Genomic DNA, 19,163 nt, shown 5'->3' with positions numbered 1-19,163 from the left:
TGTCATTCCAGGATGTGCACCGAATTGACGCTGGTTCAATAAAATGAATGGCAGTTATTGCCACCCTGTGTAGCGTCGAGTGTTTTTCGGTCGAAGCGGCTTTCCCACCATTGGCGGTACAGACGATCTACTGGCCCGGGCAGCGTGTTGTTCCGGCCCGATGTGGACAGACGTGGCTATCGACTCGTGGTTTCCAGCGGACAGGGGAGGAATAGGTCATGCGGCTTGCGCCAGAACGGTACGGCCACAATGGACGGAACCCGGTGCAGACGGAGCGGCTTCAAGAAATACTGACCGGCTTGGCCGGCAGGCACGGTGTTCCGGGAGCACAGCTCGCGGTGCTCGAAGACGGTCTGACCACAGTGGTCCAGACCGGTTTCGAACATCAGGACAGACGGAGACCGATGGGGCCGTCGTCCGCCGTACCGATCGGATCGGTCACGAAACTGGCCACCGCCACGGTCGTGATGACGCTGATCGCGGACGACGATCTCGAACTGGATCAACCGGTCGGCGAGCTGCTGGGCGACCCAGGTCTCGCCGGGGGAGCGACGCCACGCCATCTGCTGAGCCACACCAGCGGCCTGCCCTCCGATCCGGCCGACGTCACGGGGACTTGCCTGCGCGAGATTCGCGCGGCGCTCCCCGTATGCCCGCCCGGGACCGCCTTCTCGTATTCGAATCTCGGCTATGCCCTGGTGGGATCGCTGATCGAGGCGGTCACCGGGATGACCTGGCGTGAAGCCGTCGAGGCGATACTCCTGCGTCCGCTGAAGATCGAGCCCGCCTACGCCGAAAGCCCGAGAACGGTTCCCGGCCACGGACGGGCCACCGGGCCGGCCGGTGCGCGCCCGGTCGAACAGGCCTTGCCGCCGATGCTCGAACCCGCGGGCGCGCTGGCCTTGAGCGCCGCGGACCTGGTCGCACTGGGCCGGGTCCATCTGGGAAAGCCGGGTCTGCTCGACGTCGTGACCGCCGCGGACATGCATCGCCGGGTGCCCGACGCCGAGCCGTTCGGCCTGGCCGACGGCTGGGGGCTGGGAATCGCGCACTACGAGGACGAAGACGAAGTCTGGCTCGGCCATGACGGCACGGCGGACGGGACCTCCTGCCAGTTGCGGATCGATCAGGCGGGCGCCTGCGTCGTCGCGTTCACGGCGAACGGTGCCGCGGGCACGGACATGTGGCACGACCTCGTCGCCGAGCTCCGCGCGCTCGGCCTCTCGCTCCCGGAGCGGCGGCCGCCCGCACCGGCCCGTTCGGTCCCGATCCCGGCCGGTGACTTCGGCGTCTACCGCAACGGCGCACTCGACTACACGCTCCGCCCCGGCGAACACGGCGGAGCCGAACTCGTCGCCGACGGCGAGGTCTTCCCCGAACTCACCCTCCACGACGACGCCTCGTTCACGGTGCGCGACCCCGTCACCGGGCGCCCGACACCGTGCGGCCGGCTGCGCGGAACGCCCGGTGAGGCGACCGCGATCGAAATCGGCGGCCGTCTCGCGCGGCGTCACTGAACCGCCTTCTCCCTCCCCGTCCCCCTGGCCCGCCTCGGTGGGTTTGCTTGTTGTGCCTGGAAGGTACCGAAAAGATGACCGTGCTCGACACGACGGACGCCCCCGAAGCCGAACGAGCCGTCGCCCTGCCGGAACTGTTCGCCGCACGGGTGCGCTCCACTCCCGACGCGGTCGCCGTGGACGGCCACGGTGGACGGCTGACCTACGCCGAACTCGCCGACCGGGCCGCACGCCTCGCCGCCCGGCTGGCCCGGCTCGGAGTGCGTGCCGAGGACCGGGTCGGGCTGCTGCTCGAACGGTCCGCCGAACTCGTCGTCGCCGAACTGGCGATCGTGCTGGCGGGCGGGACCTACGTGCCGCTCGACCGGCGCGCCCCCGACGATCGCGCGCGGCTGGTGCTGACCACCGCGGGGGTCTCGGTGCTGATCACCGACGAGCCGGAACGGGCGGCGCGGGTCCACAGTGGACGGATTCTCATCGAGGGACGATCACTTCCGGCGCCGGACGTGGCGCCTCCGCGCGTCGACGCGGATCAGCTGGCGTATCTCATGCACACGTCAGGCTCGACCGGGACACCGAAGGGAGTCGCGGTCCGGCATCGGGACGTCGCGGCGCTGGCGGCCGACAGCCGGTTCGCGGGTGGTCCGCACCGCCGGGTCCTGCTGCATTCCCCGGCCGCCTTCGACGCGTCGACCTACGAGCTGTGGGTACCGCTGCTCAACGGCGGGACGGTGGTGATCGCGCCTCCGGGCGACCTGGACGTGGAGGCGCTGCGCGAGGTCGTCGGCCGGTACGCGGTCACGTCGCTTTGGCTGACCGCCGGGCTGTTCCGGGTGGTGGCACAGGAGGCGCCGGACTGTTTCCTCGGTGCGGAAGAAGTATGGACGGGCGGCGACGTGGTCCCGGCGGCCGCTGTCCGCCGCGTGCTGGACGCCTGCCCCGGCCTCACCGTGACCGATGGCTACGGCCCCACCGAAACCACCACCTTCGCCACCGCCCGTGCGATGTCCACAAGCGACGGTGTGCCGGACTCCGTGCCGATCGGCCGTCCACTCGACGGAGTCCGCGCCCACGTCCTCGACGGCGCGTTGAACGCCGTCCCAGCCGGGGAAGCGGGGGAACTGCATCTGGCCGGGGCCGGCCTGGCCCGTGGCTACTGGGGCGAACCGGGTGCGACCGCGGACCGCTTCGTCGCCGATCCCGGTGTACCCGGCGGCCGGATGTACCGGACCGGCGATCTGGTGCGGTACAACGACGACGGCGAACTGGAGTTCCTCGGCCGGGCCGACGACCAGGTCAAGGTCCGCGGTTTCCGGGTCGAGCCCGGCGAGATCGAATCGGTGCTCGCCGCCGTGCCGGAGGTGGGCGAGGTCGTGGTCGTCGCCCGCGAGCAACGGCCGGGCGTCAAGCGGTTGGTCGCCTACGTCGTGGCCCGGCAGGGCGAGGCGCTCGGCGACCTGGCGGAGTCCGCGGCGGCGGTGTTGCCGGACTACATGGTGCCGTCGGCGTTCGTCGCCCTCGACGCGCTTCCCCTCAACGCCAACGGGAAGGTCGATCGCCGCGCGCTGCCCGCGCCGCGGGAAGAGAGCCGGCCGGACACCGGACCGGGTTCGGAAACCGAACGTGCCGTCGCCGAGGTGCTCGCCGGCGTGCTCGGAATGGACGATGTCGCGAGCGAAGACGACTTCTTCGCACTGGGTGGCGACTCGATCCTTGCGGTGCAGGCGTTGTCCCGGCTGCGCCGGACCTTCGGCGTGACCTTGTCGGCTCGCGCGGTGTTCGACGCGCCCACCGTGACCGGGCTGGCCCGGCTGATCGACGAGGCGCGGCCTGCCGGGAACGACACGATCCCGGCCGCACCGTCGTCCCAGGTGGTCCCGCTTTCCCCCGCCCAGCGGCGCCTGTGGTTCCTCGACGAGCTGACCGGGGACAGCGCCGAATACAACACCGCGGTCGGTCTCCGGCTCTCCGGGCCGCTGGACCTCGACGCCCTGCGCGGCGCACTGGCCGCGCTCTGCGCCCGCCACGAATCCCTGCGCACCACCTTCGACGAGGGTTTCCAGCACATCGCCGACACGGCCGAGATACCGCTGCGCGTCGAGGAAACGGTCGCGGACGACGCGACGTTGGCGGCGGAAGTGAGCGTGCCGTTCGACCTGCGCACCGGCCCGCTGACGAGAGCCACGCTCTATCGTCAGGCGCCGGAGGAGCACCTGCTCGTCCTGTGCCAGCACCACATCGTCACCGACGGCCGGTCGATCGGCATCCTGACCGGCGAGCTTCTGGACTTCTACGCCGGTGCGACCCCGCCGCCGCTGGAGTCGGGCTACCGCGAATACACGCACTGGCGTCGTCAGTCCGACGACGACGCCCAGCTCGGCTACTGGCGTGAAACGCTCGAAGGACTCGAACCGCTCGCTTTCCCGACCGATCGCCCGAGACCGGCCCAGCGCGGTACGGCGGGGGCGGTACACCGTCACGATCTGCCCGCGGACCTGGTCCGCGGCCTCACCGCCGCGGGACGTCCGCACGGGGCGACGTTGTTCATGACCCTCACCGCGGCCGTGCAGCTCCTCCTGTCGGCTTACGGAGGTCAGCGCGACATCGCCGTGGGCACCGCGGTCGCCGGACGGGACCGGCCAGAGTGGGAGCCGCTCACGGGGTTCTTCGTGAATACCCTCGTACTGCGCTCCCACATCGATCGCGCCCGCCTTTTCCCGGATTTCCTTGCCGGGTTCCGGGAGACGGTGCTGGAGGCGTTCGCGCACGCCGACGTCCCCTTCGACCGGGTCGTCGAAGCGGTACAGCCGGAGCGCGATCCGTCGCGGACGCCGCTGGTGCAGGCCGTGGTCGTCCTGCAGAGCGCGCTGGTCCGCCCGCGTGAGGTCTCCGGTCTGCGGGTTTCGGAGTACGACCTTCCCCGGCCATCGGCCCGGTTCGACCTCGTCGTCGAGTTCTGGCCGAGGGAAGACGGCCTGAGGATCACCGTCGAGTACGCCACCGCGCTTTTCGACAGCGCGACGATCGAGCGGCTGACCGCGAGCCTCGAAGCCCTCCTCGCCGGGATCGCCGCCGATCCGGAGCGCCCGGTAGGCGAGCTGCCGCTGCTCACCGAGGCCGACCGCCTGCTCCTGCCGTCGCCGGATCCCGCGCCGTCGACGACCATCACGCGCCTGTTCGACCAGCACGCCGAGCAGCATCCGAAGGCCCCCGCGGTGCTCTTCGGTGACGACCGCCTCGACTACGGCGAGCTGCGTGCCGAGGCCGACCGGCTGGCGGGACGGCTGATCGATCTCGGCGTGCGCCCGGAGGACCGGGTCGGCGTGCTGATGGACCGCTCGGCCGACCTGGTGGTGGCGCTGCTGGCGATCCTCAAGGCCGGCGCCGCGTACCTGCCGCTCGATCTGCGTGCTCCGGCCGATCGCCTGCGCCTGCTGCTCGACGGCACGTCGCTTCTGCTCACCGACGAGACGTGGCACGGAACCGCCGCCACCGTCCACAACGGACGAATACTGACGCTGCCGTCCACCGGGGACGCGGCCACGGTCGCGGTCGAACCCGCGAACCTGGCCTATGTCGAATACACCTCCGGCTCCACCGGCGTACCGAAGGGCGTGGCGGTCCGGCACGCCGACGTGGTCGCGCTGGCCACGGATCCCCGGTTCACCGGCGACGCCCACGAGCGGGTGCTGCTGCATTCGCCGCTGGCGTTCGACGCCTCCACCTACGAGCTGTGGGTTCCGCTCCTGAACGGCGGCACCGTGGTCGTCGCGCCGCCGGGGGACGTCGACGCGGAGGTCGTCCGCGACCTGATCGCGCGGCACGGTGTCACCGCCCTCTGGCTCACCGCCGGTCTCTTCCGGCTTTTCGCCGGTGACGCGCCCGAGTGCTTCCGCGGCCTGCGGGAGATCTGGACCGGTGGTGACGTCGTGCCACCCGAAGCCGTGCGCCGCGTGCTGGAGAGCTGTCCCGGCGTCACGGTCGTCGACGGTTACGGGCCCACCGAGACCACCACGTTCGCGACCTCGTTCCGCATGACGTCCGCGGAGACGGTTCCCGAGACCATCCCGATCGGTACCCCGCTGACCGGGATGCGCGTCTACGTGCTCGACGACGGACTGCGGCCGGTCCCGCGCGGCGCGCTCGGCGAGATCTGCGTCGCCGGCCCGGGGCTCGCCCGCGGGTACGCCGGACGGCCGGGCGCGACGGCCGATCGGTTCGTCGCCTGCCCGTACGGCGCCCCCGGCGAACGTATGTACCGCACCGGCGACCGCGGGCGATGGCGTACCGACGGGACCCTCGAGTTCGCCGGCCGGGCCGACGACCAGCTCAAGATCCGCGGCTTCCGGGTCGAACCCGGCGAGGTGGAACGTGCCCTCACCGCCCGGCCCGAGGTCGCGGAGGCGGTGGTGACGGCGCGTACCGGATCCGGTCGCAAGCACCTGGTCGCCTACGTGGTGGCCGCGGGCGGCTCCACAGTGGACACTGAGGTGCTGCGCGAAGTCCTCGGCCGGAGCCTGCCGGACTATCTCGTGCCGTCGGCGTTCGTCGTCCTCGACGCGCTTCCCCTCAACGCCAACGGGAAGGTCGACCGGCGCGTACTGCCGGAGCCGGGCTTCGAGCCCGCCGCGAGCGGGGGCACGGCGCCGCGGACCGAGCGGGAAGCGGTGCTCGCGGGGATCTGGGCGGACGTGCTCGGTCTCGACCGGGTCGGTGTCGAAGACAACTTCTTCGCCCTCGGCGGCGACTCGATCCTCGGCATCCAGGTCAGCGCGCGGGCACGGAAGGTGGGACTGTCGATCACGACGGCGGACCTGTTCCGGCATCAGACCATCGCCGCCCTCGCCCCGGCCTTGACCGGCGTCTCCACGGCCACGGACCAGGGGCCCGTCACCGGCGACGTCGTACCGACCCCGATCCAGCGGTGGTTCTTCGACACGATCCCCGAGCCCGCCCGGTTCGACCAGGCCATCGCGGTCGAACTGGCGCACGGCACCGACGAGGACGCGCTCGCCGCCGCCATCGACGCGGTGATCGAGCACCACGACGCGTTGCGGACGACCTTCACCCGCGACGGAGATCAGTGGCGGCTGCGCATCACTGGAGTCGAGGACGGGCATTCGCTGCTGCGCTGGAGCTTGTCCGGCCCTCCGGAGCGGCGCGTACTGCACTTGTCCGCGCACCATCTCGCCGTCGACGGCGTGTCCTGGCGGATCCTGCTCGACGACCTCGACCAGGCCTACCGGAAGGCCGATTTCGGGCCGAGGACGACCTCGTTCCAGGACTGGGCGGCACGCCTCGCGGACCATGCCGAAGCGGGTGGATTCGATGACGAACTGGAGCACTGGCGCTCGATCCCCGAGGTCGTGCCGATCCCGGTCGACGGGATCGGCACGAACACGGTGGACCGAGCCCGCGCGGTGACGGTCCGGCTGACCGCCGGGGAGACGCGGTCACTGCTGCGGCACGTCCCCGAGGTCTACCGGACGCAGGTCAACGACCTCCTGCTCGCCGCGCTCGGCCGGACGTTGCGGGACTGGACCGGCCGGGTCCCGGTGATCGACCTGGAGGGCCACGGCCGGGAGGACCTGTTCGACGGCGTGGATCTGTCGCGCACGGTGGGCTGGTTCACCAGCCTGTTCCCGGTGGCGCTGGACGTGCCGGACGAATGGGGCACGGCGATCAAGGCCGTGAAGGAGCGGCTGCGCTCGGTCCCGCGACGGGGCATCGGCTACGGCGCGCTGCGCTACCTCTCCGGCACGGCGCCGGGCATCGATCCCCAGATCAGCTTCAACTACCTCGGGCAGTTCGAGCTCACAGGGGAGCTCTACACCGGCTCGCCCGGCGAACTGTCCCTGGTCGCCGACCCCGGCGGCGTCCGCCCCCATCTGCTCGACGTGGTCGGCCAGGTCACCGGCGACACGCTGGAGTTCACCTGGCACTACGCGGAAGGCGTGCACGAAGAGGCGACCGTGACCCGGTTGGCCGACGGCATGCTGGAGCACCTGCGTGGACTCCTCGGGCACTGCGCCGAACCCGGCGCGGGTGGGCGGACGCCGTCGGACTTCCCGCTGGCGGGCCTCGACCAGTCCACTGTGGACGAACTGGTCGGCGACGGCCGGGATGTGGAGGACGTGTACCCGCTGACGCCGATGCAGGCAGGCATGGTGTTCCACAGCCTGGCCCAGCCCGGCGATCGAAACTACTTCGAACAGATCACCTTCACCGTCGACGACGTTCCCGACCCACGGGAACTCGTCGCGGCCTGGCGACGGGTGGTGGCCCGGACCCCGGTCCTGCGCAGCCGGATCGTCTGGGAAGGGGTACCACGTCCACTGCAGGTCGTGCGGTGCTCGGCGGAGATCCCGGTGAGCTGTCCGGACTGGTCCACAGTGGACGCCGAGGAGGCCCTGCGGCTCCGGTTGGCCGAAGACCTCGCCGAAGGGCTCGACCTGACCCGTGCCCCGCTGACGCGGCTGGTCGTGGCCAAGGAGTCGGCGACCTCGGTACGCGTGATCTGGACCTTCCACCACGTACTACTGGACGGCTGGAGCGTCTTCGGTGTCCTGTCCGACGTCCTCGCCGTGCTGCGCGGTGAAGAACCGCCGGTGCGGCGTCCGTTCCGCGACTACGCCGGGTGGCTCGCCGCGCAGGACGACGAGGCCGCCGAAGCCCGCTGGCGGGCCGAACTCGACGGAGTGACGCCGACACCGCTTCCCGGCGTTCACGGCGCCCGGGCACACGCCGCCAGCTCGTCCGCCCGGGTGCCGGTGGACTTCGACGACGCCACGACCGCCCGGATCAACGCGTTCGCGCGGCGGCACCACCTGACGCTCAACACGATCGTCCAGGGCGCCTGGGCGGCGTTGCTGTCCCGCTACAGCGGCGAAGCCGAGGTGTGTTTCGGCGCGACGGTGTCGGGCAGGCCGGTCGAGTTGCCGGGAGCGGACGACATCCCGGGCCTGTTCATCGACACCCTGCCGGTGCGGGTCAGGCTCGACTCCGGGCGCGGCCTCGTCGACTGGCTTCGGGAACTACAGGCGGCGCAGGCGGAATCCCGCCGGTTCGGCCATGTCGGCCTGCCGCGGTTGCAGTCCTGGAGCGACACCGGCGGCAGCCTGTTCGACAGCATCATCGTCTTCGAGAACTATCCGGTGGCGGACGTCGCGGGAGTGCGGGACGTCCGCGCGGCCGAACGCACCAACTACCCGCTCGGCGTCGTCGCGTATCCGGGCCGCCGGATGTCGCTGATGCTGACCCACGACCCCGAACTGATCGGACCGGAGCTCGCCCGGCAGCTCGCCGGGCACCTCGAAACGCTGATCCGTGGCTTCGCGGACACACCGTACGAGCCCGTGACCCGGGTGCCGATGCTGTCGGACCCGGAGATCCGGCACCTGCTTCGCGACCGCGACGCCACCGCCCGGCCGATACCGGAAGGGACGGTGCCCGAGCTGTTCGAGGCCCGCGCACGCCGGAATCCCGGCGCCGTCGCGCTGATGACCGATGCGGAGACCGTCACCTACGGCGAACTCGACGTCCGGGCGAACCGGCTGGCGAACCGGCTGCGCGAGCTCGGCGTCCGCGCCGAAAACCGGGTCGCGCTCCTGATGGACCGTGCGCCCGCCCTCGTCGTGGCCGAGCTCGCGATCCTGAAGGCAGGCGGGGCCTATCTGCCATTGGATCTGCGCGCGCCCGCCGAGCGGTTGCGGCTGCTGCTGAGCGAAGCCGGAGCGGACGTCCTCGTCACCGATCAGGCCTGGCTGTCCACCGCCGAAGAGATCCACGACGGCGTGATCGTCACGGACACGGGTGACTCCCCGGAGACGCCCCCCGCAGTGACGACCGACCCCGAACAACTCGCCTATGTCATCTACACCTCCGGCTCGACCGGCAAGCCGAAGGGCGTCGCCGCCCGGCATCGCGACGTCCTCGCTCTGGCGGCCGACCGGCGCTTCGCGGCCCACGACCGGGTGCTGCTGCACTCACCGCAGGCCTTCGACGCGTCCACGTACGAGCTGTGGGTGCCGTTGCTGAACGGTGGCACGGTCGTCCTGGCCCCGCCGGGGGAGCTCGACGTCCACACGCTCGGCCGCGTGATCACCACGCACGCCGTGACGGGAGTCTTCATGACGACCGGCCTGTTCCGGCTCGTCGCGCAGGAGGCCCCGGAGATGTTCGCCGGCGTGCGGGAAGTCTGGACGGGCGGTGACGCCGTTCCCGCCGTCGCGTTGCGCCGGGTCCGGGCCGCGTGCCCGCGGACACTGGTTGCCGACGTCTACGGCCCCACCGAGACCACGACCTTCGCCACCGTGCATCCGCTGCCGGACGAGGTGCCCGACGTCGTGCCGATCGGGGCACCGCTGGCCAACACCCGCGCCTATGTCCTCGACGACGGCCTGAACCTGGCGCCACCAGGTGCGCCCGGAGAGCTGCACATCGCCGGCGCCGGGCTCGCGCGTGGCTACCTCGGACGGCCGGGGCTGACCGCGGACCGGTTCGTCGCGGATCCGTTCGGTCCGCCGGGGGAGCGGATGTACCGCACCGGCGACGTCGTGCGCTGGAACGACGAGGAGGCACTGGAGTTCGTCGGCCGGGTGGACGAGCAGGTCAAGATCCGCGGCTTCCGCGTCGAACCGAGCGAGATCGAGGCCGCGCTGGGCGAACACCCCGGCGTCGAGCAGGCGGCCGTACTGGCCCGCGCGGACGGCGGGGTGAAACGGCTGGTCGCCTACATCGTCGGCGAGACCGAAGGGCTCGGGGAATTCCTGGGGCGGACTCTGCCGGACTACATGGTCCCGGCCGCGTTCGTCCGGTTGGCCGAATTCCCGGTCAACGTCAACGGGAAGCTCGACCGCACCGCGCTGCCCGCGCCGGATTTCGGGGCCCGTGACCACGTCGTGCCCCGCACCGAGCGCGAGCTCGTGCTCGCCGGGATCTGGGCCGAGGTGCTGGGTGTCGAACGGGTCGGCGCGACGGATGACTTCTTCGAACTGGGCGGCGACTCGATCGTCAGCATCCAGGTGGTGTCCAAGGCCCGGCGCGCCGGGCTGGAACTGCTGCCCGGCGACCTGTTCGCCCATCGGACCCCGGCGGCGCTCGCCGCCGCGGCGCGCACCGCCACCGAGGCCGTCCACCGCGGCCCGGTCAGCGGCGAGGTGCCACTCACCCCGATCCAGCGGTGGTTCTTCGCGACCCAGACCGCCGATCCGGAGCACTTCCACCAGTTCGTCCATTTAGGACCCGAGCGGACCGATCGCACCGCGGCGCGCAAGACCGTGGACGCGCTGCTGGAGCACCACGACGCGCTGCGAATGCGATTCACCCACGACGACGGCTGGAAGCAGGAGAACGGTCCTGTCGGGGCCGGGACACCGCTGATCCGCCTCGACATCTCCGAGCGCGGCGTCACCCTCGCCGTGCACCACCTCGTCGTCGACGGCGTTTCGTGGCGGGTGCTCGCCGAGGACTTCGACCGCGGTTACGCCCAGGCGCTGCGAGGCGAGGCGATCGACCTCGGGCCGCGCACCACCTCCTTCCGGGAGTGGGCGATCAGGCTCGCCGAACACACCGCCGACGGCGGATTCGACGACGAACTGCCGTACTGGCGAGGGATTCCCGAGAACACCTCGATCCCGGTCGACGGCGAGGGCGAGGCCACGGTCGCCTCGATGCGTGAGGTCACCGTGCGGCTTCCCGAAGCGGAAACCGAGGCGCTGCTGAGGGAAGTGCCCGCCGTCTATCGCACGCAGGTCAACGACGTGCTGCTGACCGCGCTGGGCCGGGTGCTGCGGGACTGGACGGGTAAGGTGCCGGTCGTCGACCTGGAAGGACACGGCCGCGAGGACCTGTTCGACGACGTCGACCTGTCCCGCACGGTGGGCTGGTTCACCAGCGTCTTCCCGGTCGCGCTGGACGTCCCCGAAGACTGGGGTACGGCCCTGAAATCGGTGAAAGAGCAGCTCCGGGCCGTGCCCCGGCGCGGGATCGGGTACGGCGCCCTGCGTCACCTCGCCGGGACCGCGCCGTCGATCGACCCGACGGTGAGTTTCAACTACCTCGGCCGCTTCACCTCGGGCAGGCTGGAATCCGACGAGAGCGAGCTTTCGGCGCGGGCGCATCTGCTCGACGTGGTCGGCCGCGTCGAGTCCGGCGAGCTCGAACTGAGCTGGTACTACACCGAGGGTGTCCATCGTGAGTCCACAGTGGACAGCCTCGCCGGTGCGATGCTGGCTGCCCTGCGGAAGATCATCGCGCACTGCGCGGCGCCGGAGGCCGGTGGGCGGACCCCGTCCGACTTCCCGCTGCTCGCGCTCGATCAAGCCACAGTGGACACCCTCGCCGGCGACGGCAGGGCGATCGATGACCTCTACCCGCTCACGCCGATGCAGGCGGGGATGGTGTTCCACTCGCTGTCGCAGCGGGAAGAACGACTCTATTTCCAGCAGGTCGGGTTCGTCGTCGAAGGTGTCGAGAACGTCGACGCGCTCGCCGAGGCCTGGCAGCACGTCGTCGACCGCACCCCCGTGCTGCGCACGAAGATCACCTGGGAAGGCGTGCCGGAACCGGTGCAGGTGGTGCGTCGGCGGGTGACCGTCCCGGTCACCCGGCTCGACTGGCGTGCCCACACGCCCGCGGGACAGGAGCGCTTCTGGCAGGAGGTCCTGTCCGCGGACCGTGCCGAGGGGCTGGACCTGGACGGCGAAGCCCTGCTGCGGCTGACCCTGGCGCGGCTTTCGGACACGGAAGTCCGGGTGCTGTGGACGTTCCACCATGTCCTGCTCGACGGCTGGAGCGTCTTCGGAGTGCTGTCCGACGTGTTCACCGCCTATTCCGGGGGCGAACCGCCCGAGCGGCCGCCGTTCCGGGACTACGTCGCGTGGCTGCGCAGTCAGGACGACACCGAGGCGGAACGCCACTGGCGACGGGAGCTCGGTGACTTCACCGCGTCCGCCCGGCTTACGGCGCGGGACCACACGAGCCGGTCGGCCGAGTGGCTGCGGGTCCCGGTCGAGAGCTCCGCGCGGCTCGGGGAAGCCGCGCGCAAGGCGGGCCTCACGATGAACACCGTCCTGCAGGGTGCCTGGGCGCTGGTGCTGTCACGGCTGACCGGGGAACGCGACGTCTGCTTCGGCACCACCGTGTCCGGTCGCCCGGTCGACCTGACCGGCGCCGACGACATCACCGGGATCTTCATCAACACGCTCCCGGTCCGCGTCACCACCGACCGGTCGCCGGTCGCGCGATGGCTGGCGGCGTTGCAGGACCGGCAAGTGGAGTCCCGCAGGTACGGGCATCTGCCGCTGACGAAGCTGCAGGCGTGGAGCGGGGCCGGCGGCAGCCTCTTCGACAGCATCGTCGTCTTCGAAAACTATCCGATCGGCTCGGCGACGCGTGCCGGACTGCGGTTGCGTGACGTCGACGCCGCCGAAACGACGAACTACCCGATCAGTGTCGTCGCGTCGCCGGGGGAACGGCTGAGCCTCGACGTCGGCTACGACCCCGATCTGTTCGACGCCGCGGCGGCCGAGCGGATCACGGACCAGCTCGTCGGCGTGCTCGACGCCTTCGCCGAAGACCTGGACCGTCCGCTCGGCGGCATCGACCTGCTCACCGACGCCGAACGGCTCCAGATCCTCGGTGACTGGAACGACACCGCGTATCCGCTGCCGGAAGGAAGTCTCGCCGAGCTCTTCGGACGGCAGGTCGCGCACGCTCCCGGCGCGGTCGCCCTCGACGGCGACGGCGTCCGCCTGACGTACGCGGAACTGGACGAGCGCGCGGACCGGCTCGCTCGGCGTCTGGTGTCGCTCGGCGCCGGGCCCGAAACCGTGGTCGGCGTGCTCATGGACCGTTCCCCGGACCTGGTCGTCGCCGAACTCGCCGTGATCAAGGCAGGGGCGGCGTATCTCCCGCTGGACACGAGGGCGCCCGCACCACGGTTGACGACCCTGCTGGACGGCGTGCCGATCCTCGTCACCGACGAAGCCCGCGCCAAGTCTATGGTCCACAGTGGACAGATTGTCGTTCCCGACGGCCGGACGGCGGACGTGGCGCTGCCCGAGGCGGCGCCGGACAACCTCGCGTACGTGATGTACACGTCCGGTTCGACGGGCAGGCCGAAGGGTGTGGCCGTACGCCAGCGTGACGTCGTCGCCCTCGCCGCCGACCGGCGGTTCGCCGCGCACGAGCGGGTACTGCTGCACGCTTCGCCCGCCTTCGACGCCTCCACTTACGAGCTGTGGGTTCCGCTGCTCAACGGCGGCACCGTCGTCGTGGCGCCCCCGGGCGACCTCGACGTGGACACCCTCCGGCGGATCATCGCCGAGTACGAGGTCCACGGGGCGTTCTTCACCGCCGGGCTGTTCCGCCTGCTCGCACAGGAGGCGCCGGAGACCTTCCGCGGGATGCGCGAGGTGTGGGCGGGCGGCGACGTCGTCCCGGCCGCCGCGGTCCGGCGGGTGCGGGAGGCATGCCCGGGCACGGTCGTCGTCGACGGCTACGGTCCGACCGAGACGACGACCTTCGCCACCTCGTATCCGATCCCGGCCGAAGTCCCCGATGCCGTCCCGATCGGGAAACCGCTCGACAACATGCGGACCTACGTCCTCGACGCCGAGCTGCGGCTCGTGCCGCAGGGTGTGCCCGGCGAGCTGTACATCGCCGGGGCCGGACTCGCTCGCGGGTACTCCGGTGATCCGGCGCTGACCGCCGACCGGTTCGTGGCCGACCCGTTCGGCCCGCCGGGGGAGCGGATGTACCGCACCGGTGACCTCGTCCGCTGGACCCCGCGCGGGGAACTGGAGTACACCGGGCGCGCCGACGAGCAGGTCAAGGTCCGCGGTTTCCGGATCGAACCGGCGGAGATCGAGGCCGCGCTGACCGCGCATCCGGGCGTCGGCCAGGCCGCGGTGCTGACCAGGGAGGATCACGGCGTCAAACGGCTCGTCGCGTACCACACCGGCGACGCGGACGGCCTCGCCGAATTCCTCGGCCGCACCCTGCCCGATTACCTGGTGCCCGCCGCGTTCGTCCGGCTCGACCGCTTCCCGTTGAACGCCAACGGGAAGATCGACCGTCGTGCCCTGCCCGCGCCGGACTTCGGCGGCAAGACGGCCAGGACCGCGCCCGCGACCGACGCCGAACGCGCGCTCGCCGCGATCTGGTCCGACGTGCTCGGCGTCGCGGACGTCGGCGCCGAGGCCGACTTCTTCGAACTGGGCGGCGACTCGATCCTCAGCATCCAGGTCGTGTCGCGTGCCCGCCGCGCCGGGCTGAGCCTGCTGCCCCACGACGTCTTCCGGCATCCGACCCTCGCCGCGCTGGCCGCGCACGCCGGTGGCGACGCCGGGCCGCGCGCCGAACAGGGGCCGGTGACCGGGGCGGCGCCGCTCACCCCGATCCAGCACTGGTACTTCGACACCCTGCCGGACCGATTCGACCAGCGAGTGGTGCTGGAATTCACCGAGGACGTCGACGAAGCCGCGCTGCGCCGCGCGCTGGAAGCCGTGTGGGCGCACCACGACGGGCTGCGGCTGCGGTTCGGACGCGACGGTGTCCAGCACGGCGAACCGGTGTGGCAGGCGGGCCTCCTCACCGACGAGATCGTCTTCGATCTCGGACGCGGTCCCTTGCTGGCGGCGGTGCTCGACGGGCGGCGGCTGACCCTGGCCGCGCACCACTTGGTCGTCGACGGCGTCTCCTGGCGAATCCTGCTGGAGGACCTGGAAACCGCCTACCGCGGCGGCGAACTCGGGCCGAAGACGACGTCGTACCTGGAGTGGGCCAGGCGGCTGGCCGAGCACGCCGGGTCCGGCGGATTCGACGACGAACTGGCGTACTGGCGCGGGATCCCGGCGCCGACGCCGGCCGCCGGACCGGCCACGGTCGCCGACACGGGCGAGGTGACGGTCCGGCTCACCGCCGAGGAGACCCGGGCACTTCTCCAGGACGTTCCCGAGGTCTACCGCACGCAGGTCAACGACGTGCTGCTCGCCGCGCTGGGCCGTGTCCTGCGGGACTGGACCGGGCGGATCCCGGTGATCGACCTGGAGGGCCACGGGCGCGAGGACCTGTTCGGCGACGTCGACCTCTCCCGCACCGTCGGCTGGTTCACCAGCATGTTCCCCGTCGCACTCGACGTCCCGGACGACTGGGGTGCCGCGCTCAAAGCGGTGAAGGAACAGCTCCGGGCGGTGCCGCGGCGGGGGATCGGGTACGGCGCCCTGCGGTACCTCACCGGCACCGCGCCGGTCATCGATCCCGAGGTCGGCTTCAACTACCTCGGCCGGTTCGGCGACGCCGAGGCGGGCGCGTTCCGGACCGGCGCCCTCGGCGCCGACGTCGACCCGGCCGCTCCCGCCGGCCACACGCTCGACATCGTCGGCCGTGTCGTGGCCGGGACACTGGAGCTGACCTGGACGCACGTGGAGGCCCGGCACGATCGCGGCTCCGTCGAAGAGCTGGCGGAGCGGATGCTGGCCGCCCTGCGCGAGATCATCGCGCACTGCGGGTCACCGGAGGCCGGTGGCCGCACGCCGTCGGATTTCCCGCTCGCCGCCCTCGATCAGTCCACAGTGGACACGCTGGTCGGCGACGGCCGGGCGGTCGAGGACGTGTACCCGGTGACACCCATGCAGGGCGGGATGCTGTTCCACGGCCTTTCCCAGACGGCGCAAGGCATGTACGTCGAGCAGGCGACATTCGTCCTCGAAGGTGTCACCGACCTCGACCGGCTCGCCACGGCGTGGCAGCGGGTCGTGGACCGCACGCCGGTCCTGCGGACGGCGTTCGTCTGGGCCGGGGTGGAAGAGCCGCTGCAGGTGGTACACGGCGAGGTACGGCTGCCGGTCCGCGTGCTGGACGGGACCGGTCGCGATCTCCAGCGGCTCCTCGCCGAGGACCGTGAACAAGGGCTCGACCTCGCGGAGGCGCCGCTGATGCGCGTGGCGCTCGTGCGGTTGTCGGAGACCGAAGTCCAGGTGCTGTGGACGTTCCACCACGCGCTGCTCGACGGCTGGAGCGTCTTCCATGTCCTCTCCGACGTCTGTGGCGCCTACGCCGGGCAGACCCTGCCCACCAGGCCACCGTTCCGGGACTACCTCGCCTGGCTGGGCGATCTCGACCGGACCGACGCCGAACGCTTCTGGCGTCGTACCCTCTCGGGGATCGACGGGCCGACGCCCGTTCCCGGCGACCGGGCGCCCGCGGCCGGGCTCATCGCCTGTTCCTCCGAGTGGCTGCCCGTACGCCTGGACGAGGAGGCGACGAGCGGGCTCGACGAGTTCGTCAAACGCCACGGCCTCACGCACAACGCGGTTCTGCAAGGGGCCTGGGCTCTGCTGCTGTCGGCTTACAGCGGCCACGACGACGTCGTGTTCGGGTCCACCGTCTCCGGCCGCCCGCCCGAAGTGACCGGCGTGGACGCGATCACCGGCATCTTCATCAACACGCTGCCGGTCCGGATCGGGATCGACCGTGGTGCCCGCGTCGCCGACTGGCTCGCGGGTCTTCAGGCGAGCCAGGCCGAGGCGCGCCGCCACGGACATCTTCCGCTCGCGCTGGTCCAAGGCTGGGCGGAGCTGCCCGGGGGAGTGAACCTCTGCGAGAGCCTGGTGGTGTTCGAGAACTATCCGATCACCGGCGCCGACGCCGGGCACGGCCTGACCGTGCGAGACCTGTCGGCCCGCGAGACGACGAACTTCCCGCTGACGGTCGTCGCGTCGCCCGGTCGTGAGCTGAACGTCGACCTGGGCTACGACCCGGCCTTGTTCGATGCCGAAACGGTGAGCCGGCTGGCCGGTCACCTGCTCACGCTGCTCCGGGAACTGACGGTGGACGGCGGTCGGGCGATCACCGACGTGTCGATGCTGACCCCGACGGAGGCACTGCTCCTGGCGGAATGGACGGGAACCGGCACGGCGGCCCCCGCCCGGTCGCTGCCGGAACTCTTCGCCGAGCAGGTCCGCGCCCGGCCCGACGCGGTCGCGGCCGTCCTCGACGGCGAGCCGGTCACCTACGCCGAGCTGAACCGGCGGGCGAACCGGCTGGCCAACCGCCTGATCGGACTCGGCCTGGGCCCCGAGGAACCGGTCGGCCTCGTCACGAGCAGGGCGGGCACCGTCGTGGCGGAACTGGCCGTGGTCAAGGCGGGCGGCGCGTATCTGCCGGTCGACACGCGCGCCCCGGCGGAACGGCGGCAGGCGCTGCTCGACGGTGTGCGGTTCGTCGTGTCCGACATGGACCACCCGAACGCCATCCGGCTGTCCTCAGTGGACGATGAGCCGGACGGCGACCCCGTCGTGGTCGTCGATCCCGACCAGCTGGCGTACGTCATGTACACCTCCGGGTCCACCGGCACGCCGAAGGGCGTCGCGGTGCGGCACCGCGACGTCGCCGCCTTGGCCGCGGACAGCCGGTTCCGCGGCGGGGCACACGAGCGGGTCCTGCTGCATTCCCCGGCGGCCTTCGACGCGACCACCTACGAACTGTGGGTACCGCTGCTCACCGGCGGCCGCGTCGTCACGGCCCCGGACGGCGACCTCGACGCGCACCGCCTGCGGGCCTTGATCCGCGAGCACGGCCTGACCGGGATGTGGGTCACGGCGGGTCTGTTCCGGGGGCTGGCGCAGGAAAGCCCGGACTGCTTCACCGGACTGCGGGAGGTGTGGACCGGCGGCGACGTCGTGCCCGCCGAGGCGGTGCGGCGCGTGCTGGGTGCCTGCCAGGGCCTGCGCGTCGTCGACGGCTACGGCCCGACCGAGACGACCACCTTCGCCACCGCCCATCCGATGGACGAGACGGTTCCGGGCCGGGTCCCGATCGGCACGCCGCTGGACGGCATGGTCGCCCGCGTACTGGATCCGGACCTGCGCCCGGTACCGCCGGGTGTGCCGGGCGAGCTGTACCTCGCCGGTGCTGGTCTCGCCCGTGGCTATCGCGACCAGCCCGGTCTGACCGCCGACCGGTTCCTCGCGGCCCCGGGCGGGCAACGGATGTATCGCACCGGCGACGTCGTCCGCTGGACCGGAGTGGGCACCCTCGAATTCCTCGGGCGGGTGGACGACCAGGTGAAGCTGCGCGGCTTCCGGGTCGAGCCCGGTGAGGCCGAAGCCGTGCTGGCCCGGCATCCCGCCGTGGCGCAGGCCGCGGTCGTCGTCCGCGAAGACCAGCCCGGCCTGAAGCAACTCGTCGCCTACGTCGTGTCGGAAGCCGGGCAGGACACCCTGCGGGGCTTCCTGGCCGAACGGCTGCCGGAGTACCTGGTGCCGTCGGCGTTCGTCGCACTGGACCGGATCCCGGTCAGTGCCAACGGAAAACTCGACCGCAAGGCACTGCCCGCACCCGCCGCGCCGGAGAGCGGGTACGTCGAGCCGGAAACCGAAACCGAACTGGCGCTGGCCGCGATCTGGGCCGAAGTGCTCGGCGTGGAGCGGATCGGCGTCGAGGACAACTTCTTCGCCCTCGGCGGGGATTCGCTGCGGAGCCTGCACATCGCGGCCAAGGCGGGCGCCTTGTTCGCGGTCCGGCTCACCCCGGCCGACGTCCTGACCGCGCGCACCGTCGCGGGGCTGGCCGGAACGGTCGAAGAACTCATCTTGGGCGAGCTCGAAAGCCTCGCCTCCGAAACGGAAGCGTGAGGACGCC

General features: G+C 71.4%; 2 protein-coding genes. Both read left to right on the top strand.

What is annotated here, in order from left to right:
* The first annotated feature begins 218 nt into the window (after window positions 1-218).
* Window positions 219-1,517 carry a serine hydrolase domain-containing protein gene (locus tag ACXIZN_RS16305; protein WP_457955443.1) on the top strand — a complete coding sequence of 433 codons (1,299 nt, stop codon included), beginning with the start codon at window positions 219-221 and terminating at the stop codon, window positions 1,515-1,517.
* The gene (locus ACXIZN_RS16300) at window positions 1,514-19,156 is read left to right on the top strand and encodes a non-ribosomal peptide synthase/polyketide synthase (protein WP_457960528.1); all 17,643 of its coding nucleotides are present in this window, start codon (window positions 1,514-1,516) and stop codon (window positions 19,154-19,156) included. Before ACXIZN_RS16305 ends, ACXIZN_RS16300 begins: the two co-directional genes overlap by 4 nt.
* The last annotated feature ends 7 nt before the right edge of the window (window positions 19,157-19,163 follow it).

This window comes from Amycolatopsis sp. TRM77291 (assembly GCF_054166285.1).
The sequence above is the reverse complement of the archived record's forward strand: the minus strand, read 5'-3'. Positions and strand labels throughout refer to the sequence as shown.

Excerpts from the sequence above, each read along its gene's own strand:
- ACXIZN_RS16305 (WP_457955443.1), top strand. The coding sequence starts at position 219 with ATGCGGCTTGCGCCAGAACGGTACGGCCACAATGGACGGAACCCGGTG.